This is a genomic window from Enteractinococcus helveticum (genome assembly GCF_020742345.1).
GTDB classification, from domain to species: Bacteria; Actinomycetota; Actinomycetes; order Actinomycetales; family Micrococcaceae; genus Yaniella; species Yaniella helvetica_A.
On the sequence record NZ_DYXC01000028.1, the window covers coordinates 1 to 19,729 of the forward strand.

General features: G+C 54.7%; 19 protein-coding genes and 1 tRNA gene. 3 read left to right on the forward strand and 17 right to left on the reverse strand.

Annotated features, from left to right (window positions below; all coding sequences use genetic code 11):
• Positions 1-42: 42 nt before the first annotated feature.
• Positions 43-130, forward strand: a tRNA-Ser gene (locus K8V32_RS01710).
• A 594-nt stretch (positions 131-724) separates the two neighbouring features.
• On the forward strand, positions 725-1,288 hold the full coding sequence (locus K8V32_RS01720) for a hypothetical protein (protein WP_303901915.1): 564 nt from the start codon (positions 725-727) through the stop codon (positions 1,286-1,288).
• Positions 1,289-1,850: 562 nt separating this feature from the next.
• Here K8V32_RS01720 and K8V32_RS01725 read toward each other — a convergent pair.
• From K8V32_RS01725 to K8V32_RS01740, 4 genes are all read right to left on the reverse strand, one after another.
• Positions 1,851-2,444, reverse strand: a complete 594-nt coding sequence (locus tag K8V32_RS01725; RefSeq protein ID WP_303901918.1) for a class I SAM-dependent methyltransferase — start codon at positions 2,442-2,444, stop codon at positions 1,851-1,853.
• Positions 2,445-2,504: 60 nt separating this feature from the next.
• A complete protein-coding gene (locus tag K8V32_RS01730; RefSeq protein WP_303901922.1) occupies positions 2,505-3,086 on the reverse strand; it encodes a GNAT family N-acetyltransferase in 582 nt (193 codons plus the stop codon).
• A gap of 1,113 nt (positions 3,087-4,199) precedes the next feature.
• Positions 4,200-4,562: a GntR family transcriptional regulator gene (locus K8V32_RS01735; RefSeq protein WP_303901926.1), complete on the reverse strand. Its 363-nt coding sequence runs from the start codon at positions 4,560-4,562 to the stop codon at positions 4,200-4,202.
• Positions 4,559-5,431: a hypothetical protein gene (locus tag K8V32_RS01740; protein WP_303901929.1), complete on the reverse strand. Its 873-nt coding sequence runs from the start codon at positions 5,429-5,431 to the stop codon at positions 4,559-4,561. The genes K8V32_RS01735 and K8V32_RS01740 overlap by 4 nt, the downstream gene beginning before the upstream one ends.
• A gap of 620 nt (positions 5,432-6,051) precedes the next feature.
• Between K8V32_RS01740 and K8V32_RS01745 the strand changes: the two genes are divergently transcribed.
• On the forward strand, positions 6,052-7,215 hold the full coding sequence (locus tag K8V32_RS01745; RefSeq protein ID WP_303901932.1) for a hypothetical protein: 1,164 nt from the start codon (positions 6,052-6,054) through the stop codon (positions 7,213-7,215).
• Between the two features lie 115 nt (positions 7,216-7,330).
• Here the strand turns inward: K8V32_RS01745 and K8V32_RS01750 are convergent, their stop codons facing one another.
• From K8V32_RS01750 to K8V32_RS01810, 13 genes are all read right to left on the reverse strand, one after another.
• On the reverse strand, positions 7,331-7,984 hold the full coding sequence (locus K8V32_RS01750; protein WP_303901935.1) for a hypothetical protein: 654 nt from the start codon (positions 7,982-7,984) through the stop codon (positions 7,331-7,333).
• Positions 7,985-7,987: 3 nt separating this feature from the next.
• Positions 7,988-8,485, reverse strand: coding sequence for a hypothetical protein (locus tag K8V32_RS01755; protein WP_303901938.1), 498 nt, complete (start codon positions 8,483-8,485; stop codon positions 7,988-7,990).
• A gap of 183 nt (positions 8,486-8,668) precedes the next feature.
• Positions 8,669-10,675, reverse strand: a complete 2,007-nt coding sequence (locus K8V32_RS01760; protein WP_303901941.1) for an alpha/beta hydrolase — start codon at positions 10,673-10,675, stop codon at positions 8,669-8,671.
• Positions 10,594-10,959 carry a hypothetical protein gene (locus K8V32_RS01765; protein WP_303901943.1) on the reverse strand — a complete coding sequence of 122 codons (366 nt, stop codon included), beginning with the start codon at positions 10,957-10,959 and terminating at the stop codon, positions 10,594-10,596. Before K8V32_RS01765 ends, K8V32_RS01760 begins: the two co-directional genes overlap by 82 nt.
• A gap of 178 nt (positions 10,960-11,137) precedes the next feature.
• Complete coding sequence (locus tag K8V32_RS01770) at positions 11,138-11,485, reverse strand: avidin-fold protein (RefSeq protein WP_303901946.1); 348 nt, start codon at positions 11,483-11,485, stop codon at positions 11,138-11,140.
• Between the two features lie 59 nt (positions 11,486-11,544).
• The gene (locus K8V32_RS01775; RefSeq protein ID WP_303901947.1) at positions 11,545-12,141 is read right to left on the reverse strand and encodes a metallophosphoesterase family protein; all 597 of its coding nucleotides are present in this window, start codon (positions 12,139-12,141) and stop codon (positions 11,545-11,547) included.
• Positions 12,142-12,605: 464 nt separating this feature from the next.
• Positions 12,606-13,739 (reverse strand): bifunctional 2-methylcitrate synthase/citrate synthase, encoded by a 1,134-nt coding sequence (locus K8V32_RS01780; RefSeq protein WP_303901950.1) that lies wholly within the window; start codon positions 13,737-13,739, stop codon positions 12,606-12,608.
• 21 nt (positions 13,740-13,760) lie between these two features.
• Positions 13,761-14,690 carry a methylisocitrate lyase gene (gene prpB / locus K8V32_RS01785; RefSeq protein WP_303901953.1) on the reverse strand — a complete coding sequence of 310 codons (930 nt, stop codon included), beginning with the start codon at positions 14,688-14,690 and terminating at the stop codon, positions 13,761-13,763.
• Positions 14,691-16,208 carry an MmgE/PrpD family protein gene (locus tag K8V32_RS01790; protein WP_524536671.1) on the reverse strand — a complete coding sequence of 506 codons (1,518 nt, stop codon included), beginning with the start codon at positions 16,206-16,208 and terminating at the stop codon, positions 14,691-14,693.
• The gene (locus tag K8V32_RS01795; RefSeq protein WP_303901955.1) at positions 16,201-16,854 is read right to left on the reverse strand and encodes a GntR family transcriptional regulator; all 654 of its coding nucleotides are present in this window, start codon (positions 16,852-16,854) and stop codon (positions 16,201-16,203) included. The genes K8V32_RS01790 and K8V32_RS01795 overlap by 8 nt, the downstream gene beginning before the upstream one ends.
• 227 nt (positions 16,855-17,081) lie before the next feature.
• The gene (locus K8V32_RS01800; RefSeq protein WP_303901958.1) at positions 17,082-17,231 is read right to left on the reverse strand and encodes a hypothetical protein; all 150 of its coding nucleotides are present in this window, start codon (positions 17,229-17,231) and stop codon (positions 17,082-17,084) included.
• Between the two features lie 394 nt (positions 17,232-17,625).
• Complete coding sequence (locus tag K8V32_RS01805) at positions 17,626-18,117, reverse strand: hypothetical protein (RefSeq protein WP_303901961.1); 492 nt, start codon at positions 18,115-18,117, stop codon at positions 17,626-17,628.
• Positions 18,118-18,359: 242 nt separating this feature from the next.
• Positions 18,360-19,706 carry a sodium/glutamate symporter gene (locus tag K8V32_RS01810; protein WP_303901964.1) on the reverse strand — a complete coding sequence of 449 codons (1,347 nt, stop codon included), beginning with the start codon at positions 19,704-19,706 and terminating at the stop codon, positions 18,360-18,362.
• Between the last annotated feature and the right edge of the window lie 23 nt (positions 19,707-19,729).

Sequence of the window (19,729 nt, forward strand, 5' to 3'; positions counted from 1 at the left end):
TTCATGGCCCCATCGGGTATACTTGGTCGGGTGTAAACACACGGTAGCGTGTCCGAGCGGCCGAAGGTGAAGCACTCGAAATGCTTTGTACGGCAACCCCGTACCGAGGGTTCAAATCCCTCCGCTACCGCTGAACAGAAAGCTCTTACATCGCTGATATTGCAACGATGTAAGAGCTTTTCTTTTCTCAGAAAATCCGTTTTGGGTTCAAAGATTTTGTCCCTGCCTCAGTCACGTCCTCCAGATCGGAATCGAATAAGTCGGCGTAAACATCGAGGGTCATCGAAGCAGACTTATTGCCCAGCAACCGCTGGACGGCTTTGACGTTGGCCCCTGCACTGAGGCCAGGCTGTTGGGGGTATCCGGTTGCCGTATTTCTAATTGTCGCGGGAGTCGTGGCTCTCGTGAACGACCTGGTTAATTGGCAAGGGTGGCTACTGATCGGTCTCGGTGCTCTTCAGCTGTACCTGCAAAGCTGGTACGCACGAGATTTCCAGCCAGTGAACTCCGACGACACGCTCGGTGTGTGAGAGTCTCCACAGTCGGGCAGACCGTCGTATGAACTTGCGAAAGCTGACACACGAAGGTGTGAGTTGTACCGACGCTATAGAGATGAAGGATCGTGTTTACCGAAAGTTGGCCCTGGAAGCGTGAGCTTCTAGCGTGCGCTCAGCGATTGCGCGACGCAGCTGACGCGAGTAGCTGGCCTGACTGGCCACCTGGTGTGGAATCCGACGATTACGGTCCCGAGGTCGAGGCCATCTACACAATCGAGCGAGACATCATGATCGGTTGCTTCGCTCTACGACGCCTGCTCAGCATGCCGTATAAAGTGACGCAGGAAATCCGCAAGAAAACCGTTTCCGTCACGAGTTATCCGATTCGTGAAGGACAGCAACTACCAGATGCCATTGACGCTCTCAACGCATACGGCTTCTATAACCTCGACCAACCATCAGACCAGAACATCACCACTCAACAGATGTGTAATCTGTTCATACACAGCCATGTACTGCATTTCGTCTGGGACCTCATTCGCATGAGCCCTCAAGAGTCCCTCACGATAGATGAAGACGACGCCCGCGTTCACGGACCTGTGCAACTGACTGGTTTCCTAGTCGCGACTGATACCAGCAGCAAAACTCATCTCACTCGCGTTGACTTGGAAACCCTGACAAGAGCTTTCGAGGAGATGGGGCGCGACACTGTAATTGGCATTAGCTGGAGGCGGGACCATCGCGGCCGACGACGCATCCATTCCGTCGAAGGCGGTCTCTTCAAGGAATAGGGTTGATAAAATTCGGGGTTAGATAGCTTCTTGCAAGCATTCCGGATATGCGCAAATCGATATGGTTGAGATACCTTGACAAACGTCTCTTCGTGGCCTCATTCTATTTTGATTCGATTGAGGGCAAGTGACGCGCCGACCACGGCTGCTGTGATGCTTACGGCAACACAAGCGGCGAGAATCAACGCCAAAATTGCTATCGGGACAATGGGTGATAGGGCAGGATTGAAAACGTGGAGCGCAGTGGCCATCCGCGTGTAAACCAGACCTGTAACTGTGATCGCAAGGATTGATGCGGTCACTGCGGTGATTCCGGATTCGACCACGACTGCCCAGACTCCGGAGCGTTGGCGTACGCCGATTTTGGTAAGAAGTTCGCGTTAAAGGTATTCTCCTTCCACGAACTATGAGCCGAGACTAACAACCCAACAAGATTCAACCGTGGCATGGCTCCTTGGCACAGTGACACCTTAGTTTGGGTCCTCGCGGAGTACAAACAGGTCCCCGGCGAGCAATCCAGTACTTCGTATTAGCGAGTTGTAAATCGCATCGTTCGTTCCGGTTAACTCTTTCGAGTGGCCATCACAGCGTCGTGAGGGCGGTATCCGGTTCCTGTGCGGGCGTGTGTTTCTCGGACTTTGAAGCCCATTGATTCAAGTTCCTTGGTTAGTGCGCTGATTGACCAGTAGTAAGCCGTGGTTATGGCGAGATCGAATGCCTTCACTGAAGATCCGATGAAGAAGCCAACAAGAATGCTGCCAGCCGTGACACGTGCTAGTTCTCGAAGCGCGATATGAATTGTTTTCGGATTGTGGTGGATGAGTGAATAACAGCAAAGTACTCCACTTATGCTCCCGATGTCTAAGATAAGTTTGTCGATTGAACCAGTAACAAAGGCCACGCCTGGGTAAGTAGCCTGAGCATGATCGATAAATTCGGGGACTTGATCGATACCTTCAACAGAACAACCACGATGGTCGAGATGAGCGGTCCAATGTCCGGGGTCGCAGCCGGCGTCGAGGATTCTACCTCCAACTTGATCAGCCCAGGTCTCGATCAAGTGGCGATCAGCAGCATGGACAGCCTCCAGCGTTCCAAGCTGCACTGCGTATTCGTTGGCGCGAGCTGCATATGCGCTTCGAGTGCTCTTCTCCATGACTCAGACTCTGCGCTGCTGTCGAGAGACAGTTATTGTATCGACAGCCCTGGTGTATGCCTACCTCGAGGCAGCCGCTGGATACTCATCCAGTAGCAGCGCGTAGTCGAAAGTGTCGCACCAGCTGCCATCTCGATGCAACGCATCTTGTCTACGGTGGGCTTCCCGGCGCATGCCCACCCGCTCCATAAGCCTCCATGATGGTTCATTTGCCGCAAAGCAGGAAGCCACCACTCGGCGAAGCTTAAGATGTTCGAAACACACACGGATTTGGGCTTGAACGGCTTCTGTCGCTAGGCCACGTCCAACATAGGCGGGGTCAAGACACCAAGCTAATTCAGCCTGGGTCGCCTGCGCCTGGTCGATGATTTCATCCTGTCCCCATGCGTCACCGATTCGAATCATCAAGTCTCCTATCACCTGACCACAGTGCTCGATGACGATTGTCTCAGACATCTTGAGCGGAGCACCATAGACGGCACGAAACGCTCGGCAGTCAGCGATCGAACGACTTACCCAGCGCGAAACTGAAGCAAGGCGTCGATAGGACCAAATTTGTGGAAGATCCTCATCAACCACCGGCCGCAATGTAAGCCGTTCGGTACACAACGGCCAGGCTATTTTGGCCAGGCTTGGGCTCACGCATGTCTCCTTGTACGAACCATTAGTCCAGGCTACCAGTCGGCCACGTTCCATTCGATCTATGGGTCTCGATCCAGTGTTGCTTCAAAATGAGTCAGAACGGAGTTTAAACAAGTCTCCAGGCGAACAATGCAACTCATCCAGCCTCTATGCAAACCGATGATCAGCATTGGCCTTCGTCATTCAAGGAACCGGCCCTGTTCACAAGCTAGGTGCGCTGCACATCTGAAGACTATTTACAGACCGCTGACGACAAGAATGGCAAGTAAAACACCCCACTTGTATGCCGTAGCAGCGGAACTCAAGCGGTCGCCAGGCACTCCCCAAGTGCCACATTCAGTCCAACCAGTGCGGCAATTACTGGTAGCGCGACTACGCATAACAACGCCATCAACTGTCATAACCACTCTCGACGTCGAAACCCGCAGCCCGTAAATCCGAGGATAATCACTCACACCACAGCGACGGTCACCGCAAAAATTATGAAACAAAGAATGGTGCAGTCCTTGCGTCTTAGATCAACCATGGCATGCATAACGTCCCCATTTCGAGGGCCCTAATCTTCCGTTGAATTCAAACCGGGGTGGTCCGTGCCTGCTGGTCATATGGTGTTTCCGAACCAGCCGAGACGTAGACGGAGCGAGCGGCGACCAGCGTCGGACCTAAATCGAGGTTGAGCTACTGTAGTTGCTCTTGAAGTGCTACTCGTCCTGTTGTCCCATAAGGTCACCTTTACCTTCAGTTGAGCTGTATCAATGGCCCGAGCTTTCGACCTGTTCAGTGGACAATGGTCTGTTTGCATGTACTATGGGGCGTCTTCTTTACGATCATGGTGAAGCTGCGATGAATCATGTATCCGGTCGCCGTATTTCTAATTGTGGCGGGAGTCGCAGCCCTTGTGATCGACCTTGCCAATTGGCAGGGTGGCTGCTGATCGGGCTTGGCGCCCTCAGCTGTACATTCAGGGCTGGTATACACGCGAGGCCCAGCGCGTGAACCCCGACGACACACTCGGTGTGCGACTTGCAAACCGGCTGCCTCATGTTTCCGTCAGGCGGTCTGATTCCTCTTGATCTTGACTAGTAGCACAACTAAACCCAGAATTATCAGTCCCTATTTAGACTCTGGTGTGATTGGCTGCCTCGACATCGATCGCAGAATAGCGATGAGGTCTTCGACTGGAATGCGTTCCTCCTGGCTGGCCTCAAGAAGTGCTCGAAGTTGCTCGATGATTTCTCGTGGTGCACGTGAAGCGCCCGGAGCCACACGCGTTCCAGCGGCTGTTCGCGTGACGACCAATCCGTCTTGTTCGAGCATTTTGTAGACTTTTGCTGCTGTAGCCTGGGCAACGCCGAAGTCTCGTGCGGTTTGACGCACAGTAGGTAGTCGCTCGCCATCGCCGAGCACTCCAGAGTGAATTGCTCCACGAAAGAGCTCGAGAATATCGTTGGCCGTGCTCGGGTCAGTATTGCTCATCGCACTGCCTCAAGACTCCCTTGGGATGCTGCCCTGCGTGGCAGAAATGCCGCTCGAACAGTATCGGTGGCGATTCGAAGGCCTAGGGCAACACCAAGTCCTTGCAAGGCGTAGCCAATCAGGTTCATCGGTTCTGCAATCGCACTATAGTTTCCGTCAACGAAAAGCCTCGGATAGGACGCCGTCTCGGAAACCCATCGTTCATCCAGGCCGACCAGTGACGTGCCGGCTGAACCAACGTGCATCCACACGGCTCCTAGCGTTGTTAGGATCCCAGCCAGGAGTAGCCAACTCAATACCCGGGCAGTGGCTTCGCGCGGCGCCTTGACCGTCGACAGAGAAGTATCCGCAAACGAAGGCCGATTAGCATCGGTGCGTAATACCATAACGAAAACAACCACCGCCAGCACAAGCAGCAGGAGCGTTGCAAGGTGATTGGGCCAACCGGCACCAGCCACGTATCCAAAGTTTTCGTTGAAACGCATATAGATCGGCAAGATGCTGTATTCCGGGACCTCCCCAAAGAAAGGGCCACCTCGCGATGCCGATACAGCAATCATGATGTGCCACACGACAGTCACCGTGAGCACTGCGGAACCGATCGATACACACCTCAGCACTACCTGGGGTGTAAACGTGCGCCACGATCGCTGCGGCATGATGGCCTGTTCTCCAGGTCTGGGCCGTGGCACGTGGCGTAGCAATACTCCGGCAATCGCAACGACCACTACCACAACCACCAACGGCAACGGACGTCTCCACCATCCATCAAAGCCAGAAGAGTCGTAAACCAGGACATTAATCAGGCTGCCCAAGGTTGCGGCCGCCACTACAAGCAGCGCCCCTACAGTCCCTGACCAGATCAACACCGTTCTCCTCAGGCCTGCCCCTGGAAGAGAAATGACACGTCGTGGCCAAAGCCATGAAAGAGCAAAAATAATAATCCCGAACGTCAGTGCGACTTCTAAGGGAAGAATACTTTTAAGGTCATATAAAAATGAGCGGAACAAGAGTCCCTCCGATGGGTAGCGCATAGCATCACAATCATTGTTCTACTAAGTTAGCACAATATTGTACTAGATTCGCATTACAAGATCTCGCGCGAGTGACTTCTAAAAATATCCACAGAACTGTCAGGCCGCCCGATCTACCACCCCTGATTCTTCGCCTAAGTTTGTGGGCTCATTTTGGGCTCAAGGTGCTGTAAAACGTGGCTATTTTGAGTGATGTAGATGAGTCAGAAACCGCATAAATACGCCAGTTTCGCATATCCATGCGGGGCCATAAAGGACTTCTAATTCCTACGTTACCGCTGAACAGAAAGCTCCTACATCGTTGATATTGCAACGGGTAGGATCTTTCTTTTTTCCTCAGTCCCCTTTTGTTGGGCGCATTCTGGGCTCAAAGTTTTCTATTACAGTGTGATCTACATGTCATAACAACGACAACCTACGTCATTGATGAGGCACGAGAAATAAGGGACGGCTACATGAATAGCTCAGCTTCAGCGTCAACCATAGCGGAGCGTCTGCTCGCTGGTCCCAGAGGCCGCCGGTTCTTACTGGAATATGCGTTGGCTTCGGAACTCGCACAGAATCCGGTCCGTAGTGAAGAGTCCTTCGGATCTGCGGCATTCGACGCCGCCTACCGCCTGGATCCGGCTGTTATCAGCGGCAGCGCACGCAAGTACCAATCACTATTTGGCGAAGTTACCGAGCAGCCCGATATGCCAGTGGTAACTCCCGCCGAAGCCGCAGAGCGCTTGGACATGGTCGAGCTGTTGGAACCCACTCCGAAAACTCTACGCAGTGCGTTAGCAGTCGCTGTAGATACCGCTCGCTACTGGCAGGAACCTGATGGTGACGACGTGCTAGCGGCAACACCCGATATGCTACATGGCCTGCGGCGCGTGGCCGAACACATCGCAGCCTCACCACTGCCAGGATGGTGGTGGACTCCCGTTGATCGATTTACACAACACTGCGTGTTATGGGAGGGTGCTGCACCAGTCACCATTCCTGACGACGTGCATGCAACGCTACTTGCGGCCAGTGATCAGCAACGGGCCGAAGAACGCTTGGCTCTTCAGGAACGCGATCAGGCCCCAACTGCCAACTGGAGCGGTGAATGGTGGTCTCACCCACCGGTCACCATGCCCTCATCGACCCGCAAGCTGTTTGATGGAAGCCCTGCTGGCCTGTGGTTCGTCGAAGACAGCTTCGGCTGGGAAGACGCCGAAAGCATGAGAGTGTTCGTGCCGCAGGATATTTCCGTATTCGAGATTGAAGATGCTTCCGACTGGGCAAAGCTATGTGCCAGGTTTCCGATGGACGTCACCGCGCAGAAACGCCACGATTGGTACCGAACCACGGGACGAATAGGCCGGTGGATAACTCCCGGCTGGGTGCAGGTTGCAGAACATTATGACGCCGTACATCTTCAGGTTGGTGCGTATCTCTCGGCCGCGGGTATTGCTATCCCCGTCGACGACATCACTGATTCCGCCAGTGTGATCGCCGGATGGGACCCCGATACGACCTATTGGTTTTCCTCGAGCATTGCTTACGACTACGAACGCATCGGATGGTTGCTCGTTGAAGCTGGCGTCGACATGGTGTGGAAGCCAGTGCCAGCCCAGGAGACACATACCTGATTCGGTTGGCAGTCATGGCCTAGAGGACACGAGCATGCACAGCGCATTGGCTCATCGCAGCCGTAATTCTGGTTTGAGCTCCCTCACCAGACTTGATAGTTCGATCTGACCGGGTTTAGTCGATTTGCTCCGAAGGCTGGATATCGGCATCACCTCCGTCGGCTTCGGTATCTTCTGGTGGATGGTTCGGGAAATAGCTGTCGCCCGGAATGATTCCACGCTGCTCGGCACGGTCATTTTCAACCTGCATGAGTTCCAAACTATCGCCTGGTGCGCACCCACCGACGGCTCCCACTTTGTATTTGTCAGCGCCGGGGATCTTCGACATGAAGCTTGCTCTCACCACGGGGCCTCCCGTTGCATAGACAGTTGGATACTCACCGTGGTCAACGATACGTGTGCTCACCCCCAGACTTTCCCAGTAGTCGATTACTTTCTGGACATCGGCATCCATGTCATAGGAGCGCTGGTCAGTGCGTAGGCTGTAGGAGTAGTAAGTGCCGTCCTCGCCGTTGGGCAGGGTACAGGTTCCCGGCCACGGAGTCCCGGAGGACGACTCCCAGTTATCAGATGCTAATATTTCCGTCGTGGCGGTGACCAAGTCGATGGGGTCCTGGCGGGCTTGTTCAATGGTGTAATCCGCCTGGGCCGTCTCCGGCAATGCGGGTGCAGTCTCTCGCTGTTCGGAGGAGCACCCGGTGACGACTATGAGGACCAGAAGCCCGGCGGCTGCGGTCCTGCTGAGGTGCCATCTCAACCGACTGCGCAATGATTATTCCTGGTCTGTGTCTTCTGGTGGGTGGTTGTGGAAGTAGTTGTCACCTGGGATGACTTCACGGTCTGCTCGGCGTTGACGCTCTTCTTCCTGCAAGTCAAGATCGTAGCCAGCAACACACTTACCCACAGCTCCCACTTCGTACATGTCATCGCCTGGGATCTTTGTTAGAAAGCTTGCTCTAACAACCGGTCCGCCGGTGGCATACACCCGCGGTGAGACGACGTCTTTGTGAACAACGCGGACGTCCATCCCGAGCTTCTCCCAATGATCGGCTACTTTTTGTGCATCGGCAAGCAAATCACCTGAGCGCTGCGCAGTGAGTAAGTTGTAGGAGTAGCTAGCGCCCTCTTCCCCCTCTGAGGAGCGGCAGAATCCAGGCCACGGGGTCCCGGAAGACGACTCCCAATTGTCTGAGTCCAGTAATTCCGTGGTGGAGGTGACCAGATCGATGGGGTCTTGGCGGGCTTGTTCCACGGTGTAATCGTTTGTCATGGGCTCCTCTGAGGTTTCGTTACTCGCATCGGGGGCGGTGCTGCATCCTGTTATTCCCAGGGTAAGCAACAGGCAAATACCACCAACCAGGATACGCTGCAGACCAGTTCTCAAACTGCGATTATGGGGTGCTATGGGAAACTCCTGGGACGTAGTGTTGGCGGCAGGTTCGGTGCCTGGAGGTTAGCGTACGGGTGGAATGGGTATTGGCGAGGAGCCGTCTGGTTCGGGCATCGGTAATCTCACTGGGAAAGGGTTGGTCGCCTCATCATATGCGTACTGGAGCTTTTGGATGGTTTCGTTGACCTCAGCCAACCCTTCCTGAAGCGGGGTCGGGCCCTTGTCAATATAGGGACTCATCTCGTCCAGCTCACCGTTCAACGCGTAGCCCACATTGTCCAGATTTTCGGTATCCACATCATAATGCCCTGCCCCATCCTCACCATGCCCAGCCAAGGCTCCATGCTGGGTGGTCGGCAGCCCAACATCCTCAGTCCCAGTATCGCTGCCATACGAGGTCGCCCCAAACGCTGGAGCCATAACATCCGTGGTACGTACCTTACTCAGGTCACGGCCCATCCAAGCAGCGTTATCACCGTCTACATCCGGCAGGAAACCAATACCATCTTCCAGGCCAATAATAGTGCTACGGATTCGGATGGCATAGACGTTGTCGGCATTAAGTTGGCTGGCGTGGGTGATCTGACTCTGCATCCCAGGTGTGGCAACAAAGAACACATTGTCAACGTGCACCCCGGGTTGAGTGATCGCATGAGCAAGCGTGGGACCGCCGTAAGAGTGGGCCTTCCCATTAAGCTGGGGCGCGTCATCGGCACGGACGGCTTGGACACCTCTGAGACTCTCCGCGAGACGCTCGCCACCAACAGCAGCGCGTTGATTGACCAGGACGTCAAAGGAGTTCCATGACAATGGAAGCGGCATTGGAGGCGTTTCATAATCCATCCATGCAACCGTGGCCGCATCGTCACTCCGAGAGATCGACTCATGGAGGTTATTTGATGCAGTCATCCACTCTCGCATATTCGCTGTAGTGTTGCCCATGCCGGGCACGTTATAGGTGACCTGTGTAGCAGTATCCATATCGCCCAAGGCAATCGCCGCTAATGGTGGGTGCCCGAATTCGTACGAGACCAGGGAGGTTGTGCTATCCCCGAAGTCCTTCGTCGATAGTGTCTTGAGCTCACCCAAGGTGGTTTGCAGCCCGGTGAGCTCGTCCAAACGAGCCAACAGATCGTCGTGTTGCTCGAGCCATTGCCGATCGTTTTGCCGATGATTCAGGCTGATGTTGGGAATCATATTCTGGCCAACGTTGTGCGGGGCCTGTTGCTCGTGCCAGGCAATCCGCTCCCTGAGTGTTTCGATACGCTTGGCGACTCCAACCATGTCACGATTCAGCACTATTTGATTTGCTCTAGCCCGAGCGGCGTACGGGATCCCCTCAAGGTTGCCAAAGATCTGCGGTAACGCGTGCACGACCGTGTTCTGCTGGCCAGAGCCACCGGGGGTTAGGCCGTGCCACCACTCATTAATGGTCACCGGATCGATCAAGTGCAGCTGGTTGGCTAAGGCCGGAGACGACTCGAACAACTTGGCCAGTTGCTCTTGGTCGAGACGCTTGAGGGCCTTCAACAGTTGTTGGTCAGACATCGCCGGGACTAGAGCTGACACAGCCATGCCATTCAACACGGAATCCAGCAGCCCCACCCCGCCGGCGACCTCAAATGCATCAGCAATGTAATCGATCCATTGGGCATCGGTTTCACATTCAACAAGATAGTCTGCAAACCCGTTCAGCAAAGTAAACGTATCGACAGTAACCCAGGAACAGGTAGCACGGAATGCCGACCAGGCCGACTGCAGGGTTGAAAGCTCTTCATCCAGGATCCGGTTACAGCTTTGACTCGTGGCCACAAACTCGCGCAGCAGATTGGGGCGGGCAGAACTGGTGTCTTCCGAGCTTCCGCCGCTAGTACGGATCCTGCCCCTCGGTTCGAAGTTTGCCGTGATTGTGGGTGGGGTAATTGGGGTTTCCGATGGCTTATTCATCCACCGGTCAACGGTGGGCGCCCCTTGGGCAACAAAGGGATTCAGCCCCGATGCAGCACCACCCGTAGTAAAAGCATCCCACAGTGGCTGGCGCTGCTCCCACAGTGGCTGGCGCGTTCCCACTCAGTCAGGTCATCAAGGCGTTGCTGTTCCTTCTGGGCTTGAGCCTTTGCGGTGCTGATCTGTGTACTCAGACTCAACAAGACATTGACTAACACATTGGCGTCAGTGACCGCATCATCAGCGGCTTGAATAAAGAGTTCCTTGTACGCACCAGCGAAATCTTGAAGCGCGTGTTCAACGGCATCCGAACGTTCCTGACGCTGCCGCTCTACCCGCTCCTGCGCTTGCTCGAGGGCCTTAATTAAATTGTCTGCAGCAGTCTCATCAAAAGGAAGAGTACGCACAAAAACCTGCATCTCCGAAAATATCGTAAAGTTTGTGTGATCCAGGCGGAGAGATCGACACCACGATTAGCCTGGCAGTGTCAGCTGAGCAAGTCAAATCACCCACTGAAGTTCAGCATGAGAATACGGGGTCACAATGCGCTGTGTTTCCATCCAGGCAGGTAAGGGGTTGATGAGGCTATTTGAGTTCCTCCACAATGCTGTTGCCTGTTTCAGGCCGAGACTCCCAGGCCCATGACTCATGCAAACGCACACGACCGTCGTCAAGAATCTCTACGGTTGAATCGCAAACTCCCGTGGACGTTTCTTTGCTGGTGCTCAGATGTGCATAGCGGAAGTGCAGCTTCTCGCCGCGGCGGGTGCCCATCAGGTAACCACGAATAATTGAGCCGCCTGAGTATTCAGCCCAAATAATGTCTTGGTCCTGGTGATAGGTAAAGATCGTTGATTGCCCGACTTCACCGGTCGATGAGTTCTCTACACCAGCAAATATTCGCCCCTCGAGCGATACAGCTTCAGCATCCATGGCCTCACCCTAACAGCAAATAAGGTAGTCAAAGCTGACGATGCCCTTGGGTTGCGCCGTCATGCACCGCCAGTGTTGTCCGCCTCTAATAGAGCCATCACCTCGTGTAGTTTTGCTGGCCTGCCCCAGGCATCCCAGGAAACACATACCTGATTTGGTCGGGTCACATCCGTTGGTGTTGGTTGGTGAGTGTGACCGTGAATGAGCGGGAGCCCATAATCGCGTAGTCGCCACTGGTTAAAGCGCTGCTCTACCGTGTGGTCGCCCTTATACGGGAAGTGGGATAGCAAGACATCACCACGATTGTGCCGGATCTTGGCAAAGGGCTGCACCGAGGTAAATACTCCGAAATATTTTGACTGTTCTTTATGGGCATGCCGGTGCATGGGATGACAGGTGTCATGATTGCCTGGAACGAGATGCATGATAACCCCGGTCTCAAACTGAACGTGTTGAAGCAAGGAAAGCGCATGTTCACGACGGGAGCTCCACCCCATTAAGTCACCAAGAATCCATAGCGTGGAATCTTCGAGCACGGTGCTGATCACGGTTTCCACGATCATGTCATCGTAGTCATGCACATTGCTGTAGCCGCGATTTCTGGCGACAAGTTCGTCCCCTAAATGCAAGTCAGCGGTGAAATACATTCTGCTCATGTGGTGATTCCTTCGCCACGATCGTGGCGCGCTTCTGGCACCACGGTATTGACTCTATTCTCCGACATTGCTGTCAGGTACTTCTAGGCCAACGAGCATTATTCACGGGGAACGCGTTTGTTGCTGTGCTCACCAGCCCGATTGTCAGGGCGTAGAACCTGAGGGGAATACGCCACCGATGCACCACGTTTTCGATGAAATAGGACCCTGATTTTCGTAGACACAGTTAGCAGCATGCGGTAAAATTATCAGTGAGGGAAAAGGAAATCAGAGGTGAAAATCAGATTGAGAATTCCCTCACGAAAGCCCTAACGGGTAATCGGAAAGGCCAGCGGTCACCGGAAGAAAGAAATTTTTTCCAAAGGTGACCGCTAGTTTTTTGTCCGGACTCAGGCAGAGATTCAAAAAGCCGCGAATCCCTGTGCTTGCAGGGATCCGCGGCTTTCAGTATGCCGTTATTGGGCTTAGATTTCGCGCTGGTCTGGGCCGTTGTAGGCAGACAGTGGGCGAATCAGTGCGTTGTCAGCACGCTGTTCGATAATGTGAGCGGTCCACCCGGTAATGCGCGAGGCAATGAAGATCGGGGTGAACATTTCGGTGTCGAAGCCCATCAGGTGATAGGTCGGGCCGGCCGGGTAGTCGAGGTTGGGCAGAATGTTCTTGGCCTCTGTCATGGCGTTTTCCAAACCGTCGTAGAGGCCCAGGATCTCGTGGCGACCGTAGTAGTCGATCATCCGATCCAGTGCTGCTTTCATGGATGGCACACGCGAATCACCAGATTTGTACACGCGGTGTCCGAAGCCCATAATTTTCTTCTTTTCGACCAGGGCTGCTTCCATCCATGCTTTGGCGCGTTCGGCAGCCGATTCACGGGATTCGTTTTCGTCAATACCGATGTCATGGAACGTGTGCATCACGGCTTCATTTGCGCCACCGTGCAGGTTACCCTTCAACGCACCGATTGCACCGGTGACCGCCGAGTGCAGATCCGACTCGGTTGACGTGATCACACGTGCGGTGAAAGTCGAAGCGTTGAACGAGTGCTCAGCGTACAGGACCATCGAGACGCGGAATGCATCAACGACTTCTTCTGCTGGTTCTTCCCCGAAGGTCATCCACAAAAAGTTCTGTGAGTAGTCCAGGTCGTTGCGTGGTTCAATAACGTCCATGCCACGACGACGGCGCTGATCATAAGCAACGACAGCGGGGAACGCGGCAAAGAGTTCTTTGGCTTTGCGCAGCTCGACCGACGGGTCGGAGTTTTCGGCGTCGTCGTGACGAGCACCGATCACCGAAACCGCGGTGCGGGCAACGTCCATCGGGTGGGCATCTTTTGGCAGCAGGTCGATCGCGGCCTTGACAGCCGGATCCAGTGCGCGGTTGGCGCGTTCCAGCTTGATGAAGTCATCCAGTTGTTCCTGGGTTGGCAGTTCGCCATGCCACAGCAGCAGTGCAACTTCTTCAAAGGATTTTTTGCTGGCCAGATCTTGTACCGGATAGCCGCGATACAGCAGCGAGTTGGTCTCTGGGTTGACTTTGGAAATGGCGGTGGAATCGGCAACAACGCCGACTAGGCCTTTTCTGATTTCTTCAGTCATGGACATGGTTCTCCTCGGGGTTTAGAGGTTTTCGGCGTTGGCTTGAGTATCCAGGCCGGGCACTTCGAAGTTGAAGATCCCGGAGTCAAATGCGTTGTAGTCCTCGTAGGCCACCAGGTCATACAGTCTGGCACGAGTCAGCATCTGATCAACATAGGCATCCTGTGTGCCGTTAGCGGTGATCGTATCCAGGACACGCTCAGCAGCTCCCATGGCACTGCGTAGCAGCGTGACCGGGTAGATGATCATAGCTACGCCGACGTCGGCGAGTTGCTGGCGGGTGAACAGTTCGGATTTGCCGAACTCGGTCATATTTGCCAGCACAGGAACATCGACGGCGTTGGTGATCGCTTCGAATTCGGACAGGTCCTTCATGGCTTCCGGGAAGATCGCATCCGCCCCGGCATCCACCATGGCACGTGCCCGGTCGATGGCTGCGTCCAACCCGTCGATGCCGCGGATATCGGTGCGTGCCATGATGAGGAAGTTGTCATCAATGCGCGCATCGGCGGCAGCAGCGATTCGCTGGGTCATGGTCGCGGTGTCCACAACGGTCTTGCCATCCAGGTGGCCACAACGTTTGGGCAGGATCTGGTCTTCGATGTGCATTCCGGCCAGGCCGGCGTGTTCCAGTTCCTGGATGGTACGAGCCAGGTTCATGGTTTCACCGAATCCGGTGTCGGCATCCACTAGTGCCGGCAGATCCGTCATGCGGGCGATCTGGCCGGCGCGGTTTGCCACCTCCGGTAGCGTGGTCAGGCCGATGTCAGGCAGGCCCAGATCATTGGCTAGCACGGCACCGGAGATGTAGACGCCGTCGAAGTTTTTTTCTTCGATCAGTCGGGCGCTCAACGGGTTGAACGCGCCCGGGAACTGGCGCGCAACTCCGGGGGTGAGCATCTTGCGTAAGGCAACCCGCTTGTCTGCGGGGCTGACTTTTGAATACAGCATTTAGAAGAGTCCCTTCGGTGCGTCTGCCGGATTGATGTACCCGGGTTTGGCAACCACGTTGAGCTGATCGAGTTCACCTGCTTTGAGTTCATCAAGGCGCGCAACGACATCCAGGAAGCGTGTGATCTCCGCCTCTTCCACAATACCTTCTGCCAGGGTGCGGAATTTGTTGATGTACTGTTCGCGACCAAATGGCCGGGCCCCCAGTGGGTGGGCGTCAGCCACAGCGATTTCGTCGGTGATCACGGTACCGTCTTTCAGCGTGATCTCTACCGAGCCACCGAAGGCTTTTTCGTTGAGATCCAGCGAGTGGTAACGGCGCGTCCATTCTGGGTCTTCAACCGTGGAGACCTTGTGCCACAGTTCAACGGTGTCTGGGCGCTGTGCGCGTTCTGGCGCATAGGAATCAACGTGGTGCCAGCTGCCGTCTTGTAAGGCAACCGCGAAGATGTACATGATCGAGTGGTCCAGGGTTTCACGCGAGGCGTTGGGGTCCATCTTTTCTGGGTCGTTCGCCCCGGTACCGATCACATAGTGGGTGTGGTGCGAGGTCTTGATCAGAATTGATTCGACATTGGCCGGATCGGTGGCCTCTGGGTGTTCTGTATTCAGTTTACGGGCCAGGTCAATCCAGGCCTGTGCCTGGTATTCTGCCGAGTGTTCCTTGGTGTAGGTGTCTAAGATGGCGCGTTTTGCTTCACCTTGTTCTGGCAGTGGGACGCTGTAGCAGGCATCCGGGCCGTCGAGCAGCCAGGCGATAAAACCGTCTTCACCTTCATAAATTGGGACCGGTGAGGTCTGGCCGCGCAGTGCACGGTCAATGGACTCCACGGCCATCTTGGCGGCGAAGGCTGGTGCGTGAGCTTTCCACGTGGAAATTTCACCTTTACGCGACTGACGCGTTGCGGTGGTGGTGTGCAGTGCCTGGCCGACAGCCTGGAAAATGGTTTCGACATCGGCACCCAGCAGGGTGCCCAGACCGGCCGCTGCGGATGGGCCGAGGTGTGCGACGTGGTCAATCTTGTGCTCGTGCAAGCAGATGGCCTTGACCAGGTTGACTTGGATCTCATAACCGGTGGCAATACCCCGGATGAGATCGTGACCGGACTTTCCTGCGTGTTCGGCAGCTGCCAGAATTGCTGGGATATTGTCGCCGGGGTGGGAGTAGTCTGCTGCCAGGAAGGTGTCGTGGTAGTCGAGTTCACGAACGGCCACACCATTGGCCCAGGCTGCCCATTCTGGTGAAACTTTTTCTTTGATACCAAAAACTGACGCGCCGGCGCCGTTGGTGGTTGGTGCGTGGGTCACGGCCTGGGAGCGTGCAGAGATGATTGGTGCGCGGTTCAGCGATGCAACAGCAACCGAAGCGTTATCGATGATGCGGTTAATAATCATCTCTTTGACATCGTCAGTGACTTCGACGTCGTCAGCGGCGACTTTGGCAATTTTATATGCCAGTTGGTCTTCGTGTGGTAGGTTCTCGGCGGACGGGTAGACGCGTACTTCGTGGTTAATCATGATGTCCCTTCGGGGTTTCAGCGTGGGTCAAAATGTGGTCTAGTGAGGCCTGTAAATGCATAATCGTGGCTGCTCTAGCGACCAGCGGATCTTTCTTAGCGATAGCTTCGGCGATTCGGGCGTGTTCCACCGCCGAAGCGGCGAGACGTTGCGGATTGTCTTTGGCCATGCGACGTACTCGTGTCAGGTGAACTCGCAAATTTGAAAGCGCCCCGGAGATGTAACTGTTGCCGGCCGCGGAATCGATGAGCTCATCCATGGTGGCAATCAGTTGATAGTAGGTTCCGGGGTCCTCTAAAACTTGTGAGTCGCAGCTGATGGCCCGAAACTGTTGAGCCAGCGGCCCAAACTGTTCGGTCTGGTTGCTGGTGGCCGCCAGTCTTGCTGCTTCGGTTTCTAATACGCGACGTAACACGAACATATCGGCCAGATCGTCAAGCGAAACGTCCGAGACCACAGTGCCGCGGCCTCGTTGGGCTTCGGCCAAACCGTCGGCCACGAGTTTTGCAACGGCTTCGCGAACGGGAGTCCTGGAGACGCCGAGGCGTTCCGATAACTCCACCTCAGCCAAGACAGAGCCGGGTGGGAGATCCCAATTCAGAATGTCCTGCCGCAGCGCTTGGTAGGCTCGTTCACTTGCTCGCATAACTCACAGTGTATACATAGATCTGAGGTCTTGGCCAGTATTATGAGCTAAATTCCGAAAATATCGCGAAACTGTATACACGGAAAGTTCCACTGTGGTTGGTTTCATGTTTGCTTATGCGACTAGTCTCAGTCCTCGCTGACCCCTGTCTTGCGTGCATCCCTGCGACCAGTATCAGCTTTACCGATTGGAAGATTCACGCGCCGGCGGGTGGAGCCGGCCATCTGTTAGCTCAGATTGCCAAAGCTCACGGCGCTGTTGTTATCGGAACCGCAAGCCCTACGAATTGTGACTTCTTGGCGCAGATAGGGGTGGATGGAATCATTGATTATCGCACCGTAGATTGTGCCGAGGCGGTGGACGTCGAAGAACACCATTACGGCCGAGTTTAATCTGGTCAATCTATTGATATAGTCCCAGAGTGTCCAGCTAGCTTGTGCGCATTGGCTTGTCCGAAACCCAGTGCGAATCTGTCCTGTCGCCGTCGTCCACGGCATTTTCGTTGGGTCCCCGAACTGGTCTCATGTATCGTGTTGACGCTGTGATTCCCAGGATTGTGCCATTCCTGCCAGCACCTGATGGGGCATCGCTACGCGACGGACTGCTAGCTGGTTTAAGATCTTGGGCAATGCTGCCTGTGGACCTGTCCGAGAACCGTCGTGTTGGTGTGAATCACTTATGGAGATGGATGTTTGTATAAACAACATCGCGGGGCAGCGTACCAAGTGTTGGTACACTGCCCCGCGATTTAACGCCGTTCGCGTCGAGATATCAGCTGATAATTCCGTGCTGACGATTCCAGGTTTTAGCAGTAGTAAACGCCATGGTCATACTAATAATCCATACCGGAACCATGACGACGAAAAATACGATCCAACCAAGAACCGGAATCGCAAGAAAAAAGCTCGCAATAATATTTATTCCAAGGAATAGCACACCAAGGCCTACCCGGCCCTGCAGCATGAGCCCCAGGCCAGTAATCAGGAAGTCGACTGCAGCATAGAGCAGTGGATTACGTGCTTTGACTTGTATAAAAACGCCGGTCTGCTCTGCCTGCTGCTGTTGAACCTGCTGATTCGGAGCTGGCGACGGTGGTAAAGGAGCCGGAGCAAATGAGGCCTCACGGGGATAATGATTATTCGATTCTGGTGCCGAAGTTGCTGCTGATGTTGCATCAGGGGCCGGCGGTTCCGAGTGTGCCGGCGGGGTAATAGACGATTCTTGCGCCGTGTTGTTGTCAGACAAATTTGAATCTTGCGACATGAGTTATCCTCTGCATACGGTGTCGATTTCCAGACACATAATACCTATCTCATAAGGGCGTGCTCAAACATGTGTCGATTCATAAAAAGTTTCCGATACCAGCTGTGACTTCACGATGGCTCAGCAGATCTTAACGAACTGACCTATATGCAACTGTTAGGCACAGTTATTGGACATAAGGTCACTGGAGAACAACCACGGACAGCATGAGAATGGAAATCTTCAGCATGACGCCGTCGTGGTTATGACATGCTAGCTTGGGCTGCGCGTCGGTTGGCCCGAGCAATAAACAGTCCTGCGATCACGGCTCCGATGGCTATCACGCCCCAGATACCAACCACCGCCCAGGCGGCACCTGCAATGACCAGCGCTGGCACGAAAGTAACGGCGGAGATTTCTACCGGTGTGACGGGGATATAAGCCAGACCGAAGTCTTCTAGAGTATTTGATTTAAGTTTGGGATCAACGACACGCAGCATGGCAATACCGGTCGCCACCGCTCCGGTGGACCAACCCCAGGTGAATATAGAGCGTTCGAACCAGCCCTCATGCATGAGTCGTGGCGCAACCCACAAGCCCAGGAACAGGGTCAACGCAAGTCCGAAGACAAACATGATGAGCAGTTCGATGCCGAAGTCGGCAACGATTTGCGGTTGGATCGAGGCAATACCGGCAACGATCAAAATGTCGGTTCCAGTGCCTGAGATGGATTGCAGTGTGGGCTTGTCGATATAGGGGGAGACATTAATTTTTGTCATGGCAGCGCGGACCACCAAACCCAGCAGGAAGGCCAGGACAAACACCGGCACGGCCAGATCCGGCCAGATACCGCCGATCCACAGGGAGATCCCGTAACCTGCAGCAGCGATCATGATCACCACTGAGGCCTGAAAGCCCAAGGATTCGATCGAGGAACCAGTGAATGTGTGCTGCCCGATCGAAGGTCGTTTATTGACTTCGCGAATAACGCCGGTGCGTTCTTGTTCTGGTAATGAACTCATGGATCCATATGCTTGAACGTGCCCGCGTTTGGCTGCGAGCCGGGCCTGAATGATACCCCCGACGATGCCGATAATCAGCCCAACGGTCGCGGAGGTAAATGCCAGGGAACTAATCTCTGGGCTGACTGAAGAAAACGCATCTCCCATGGCTGCAGCGGTACCGTAGCCCCCGGCCCAGCCAGCAAACAGCACGACTCCCAATGAATCTGGTGCACCAAATACGGGCTGCAGCACCGCTAACACCAGCCCCATGCCCAGTGCTACCTGGAGTGCATACATCAGCACCCCATGGGCTGCGAATCCACCAACATTGCGATTGAGTTTACGAATATCAAAGTCATCGGTCATAGCCACGGCCGCGAAGACAACGGCGATGAGCACCGACGAATATGTTGATAATTGGTCAGAAAACGGCAGCCAGCCCAGTACCTGCGGGCCCAAAAGCAACCCGAGAATGCCTGCAATCACAGAAGCCGGGATCATCAACGCTTGCAGGGGCCGGATGATGGCGCGCAGTCCGGCGCCGATAATCAACAGGATGCCGATCAAACCTGCATCAATGAGAATGGTCCAGGGAGTAAATTCCATGGCTGAAAAGCTACAATGCGTAG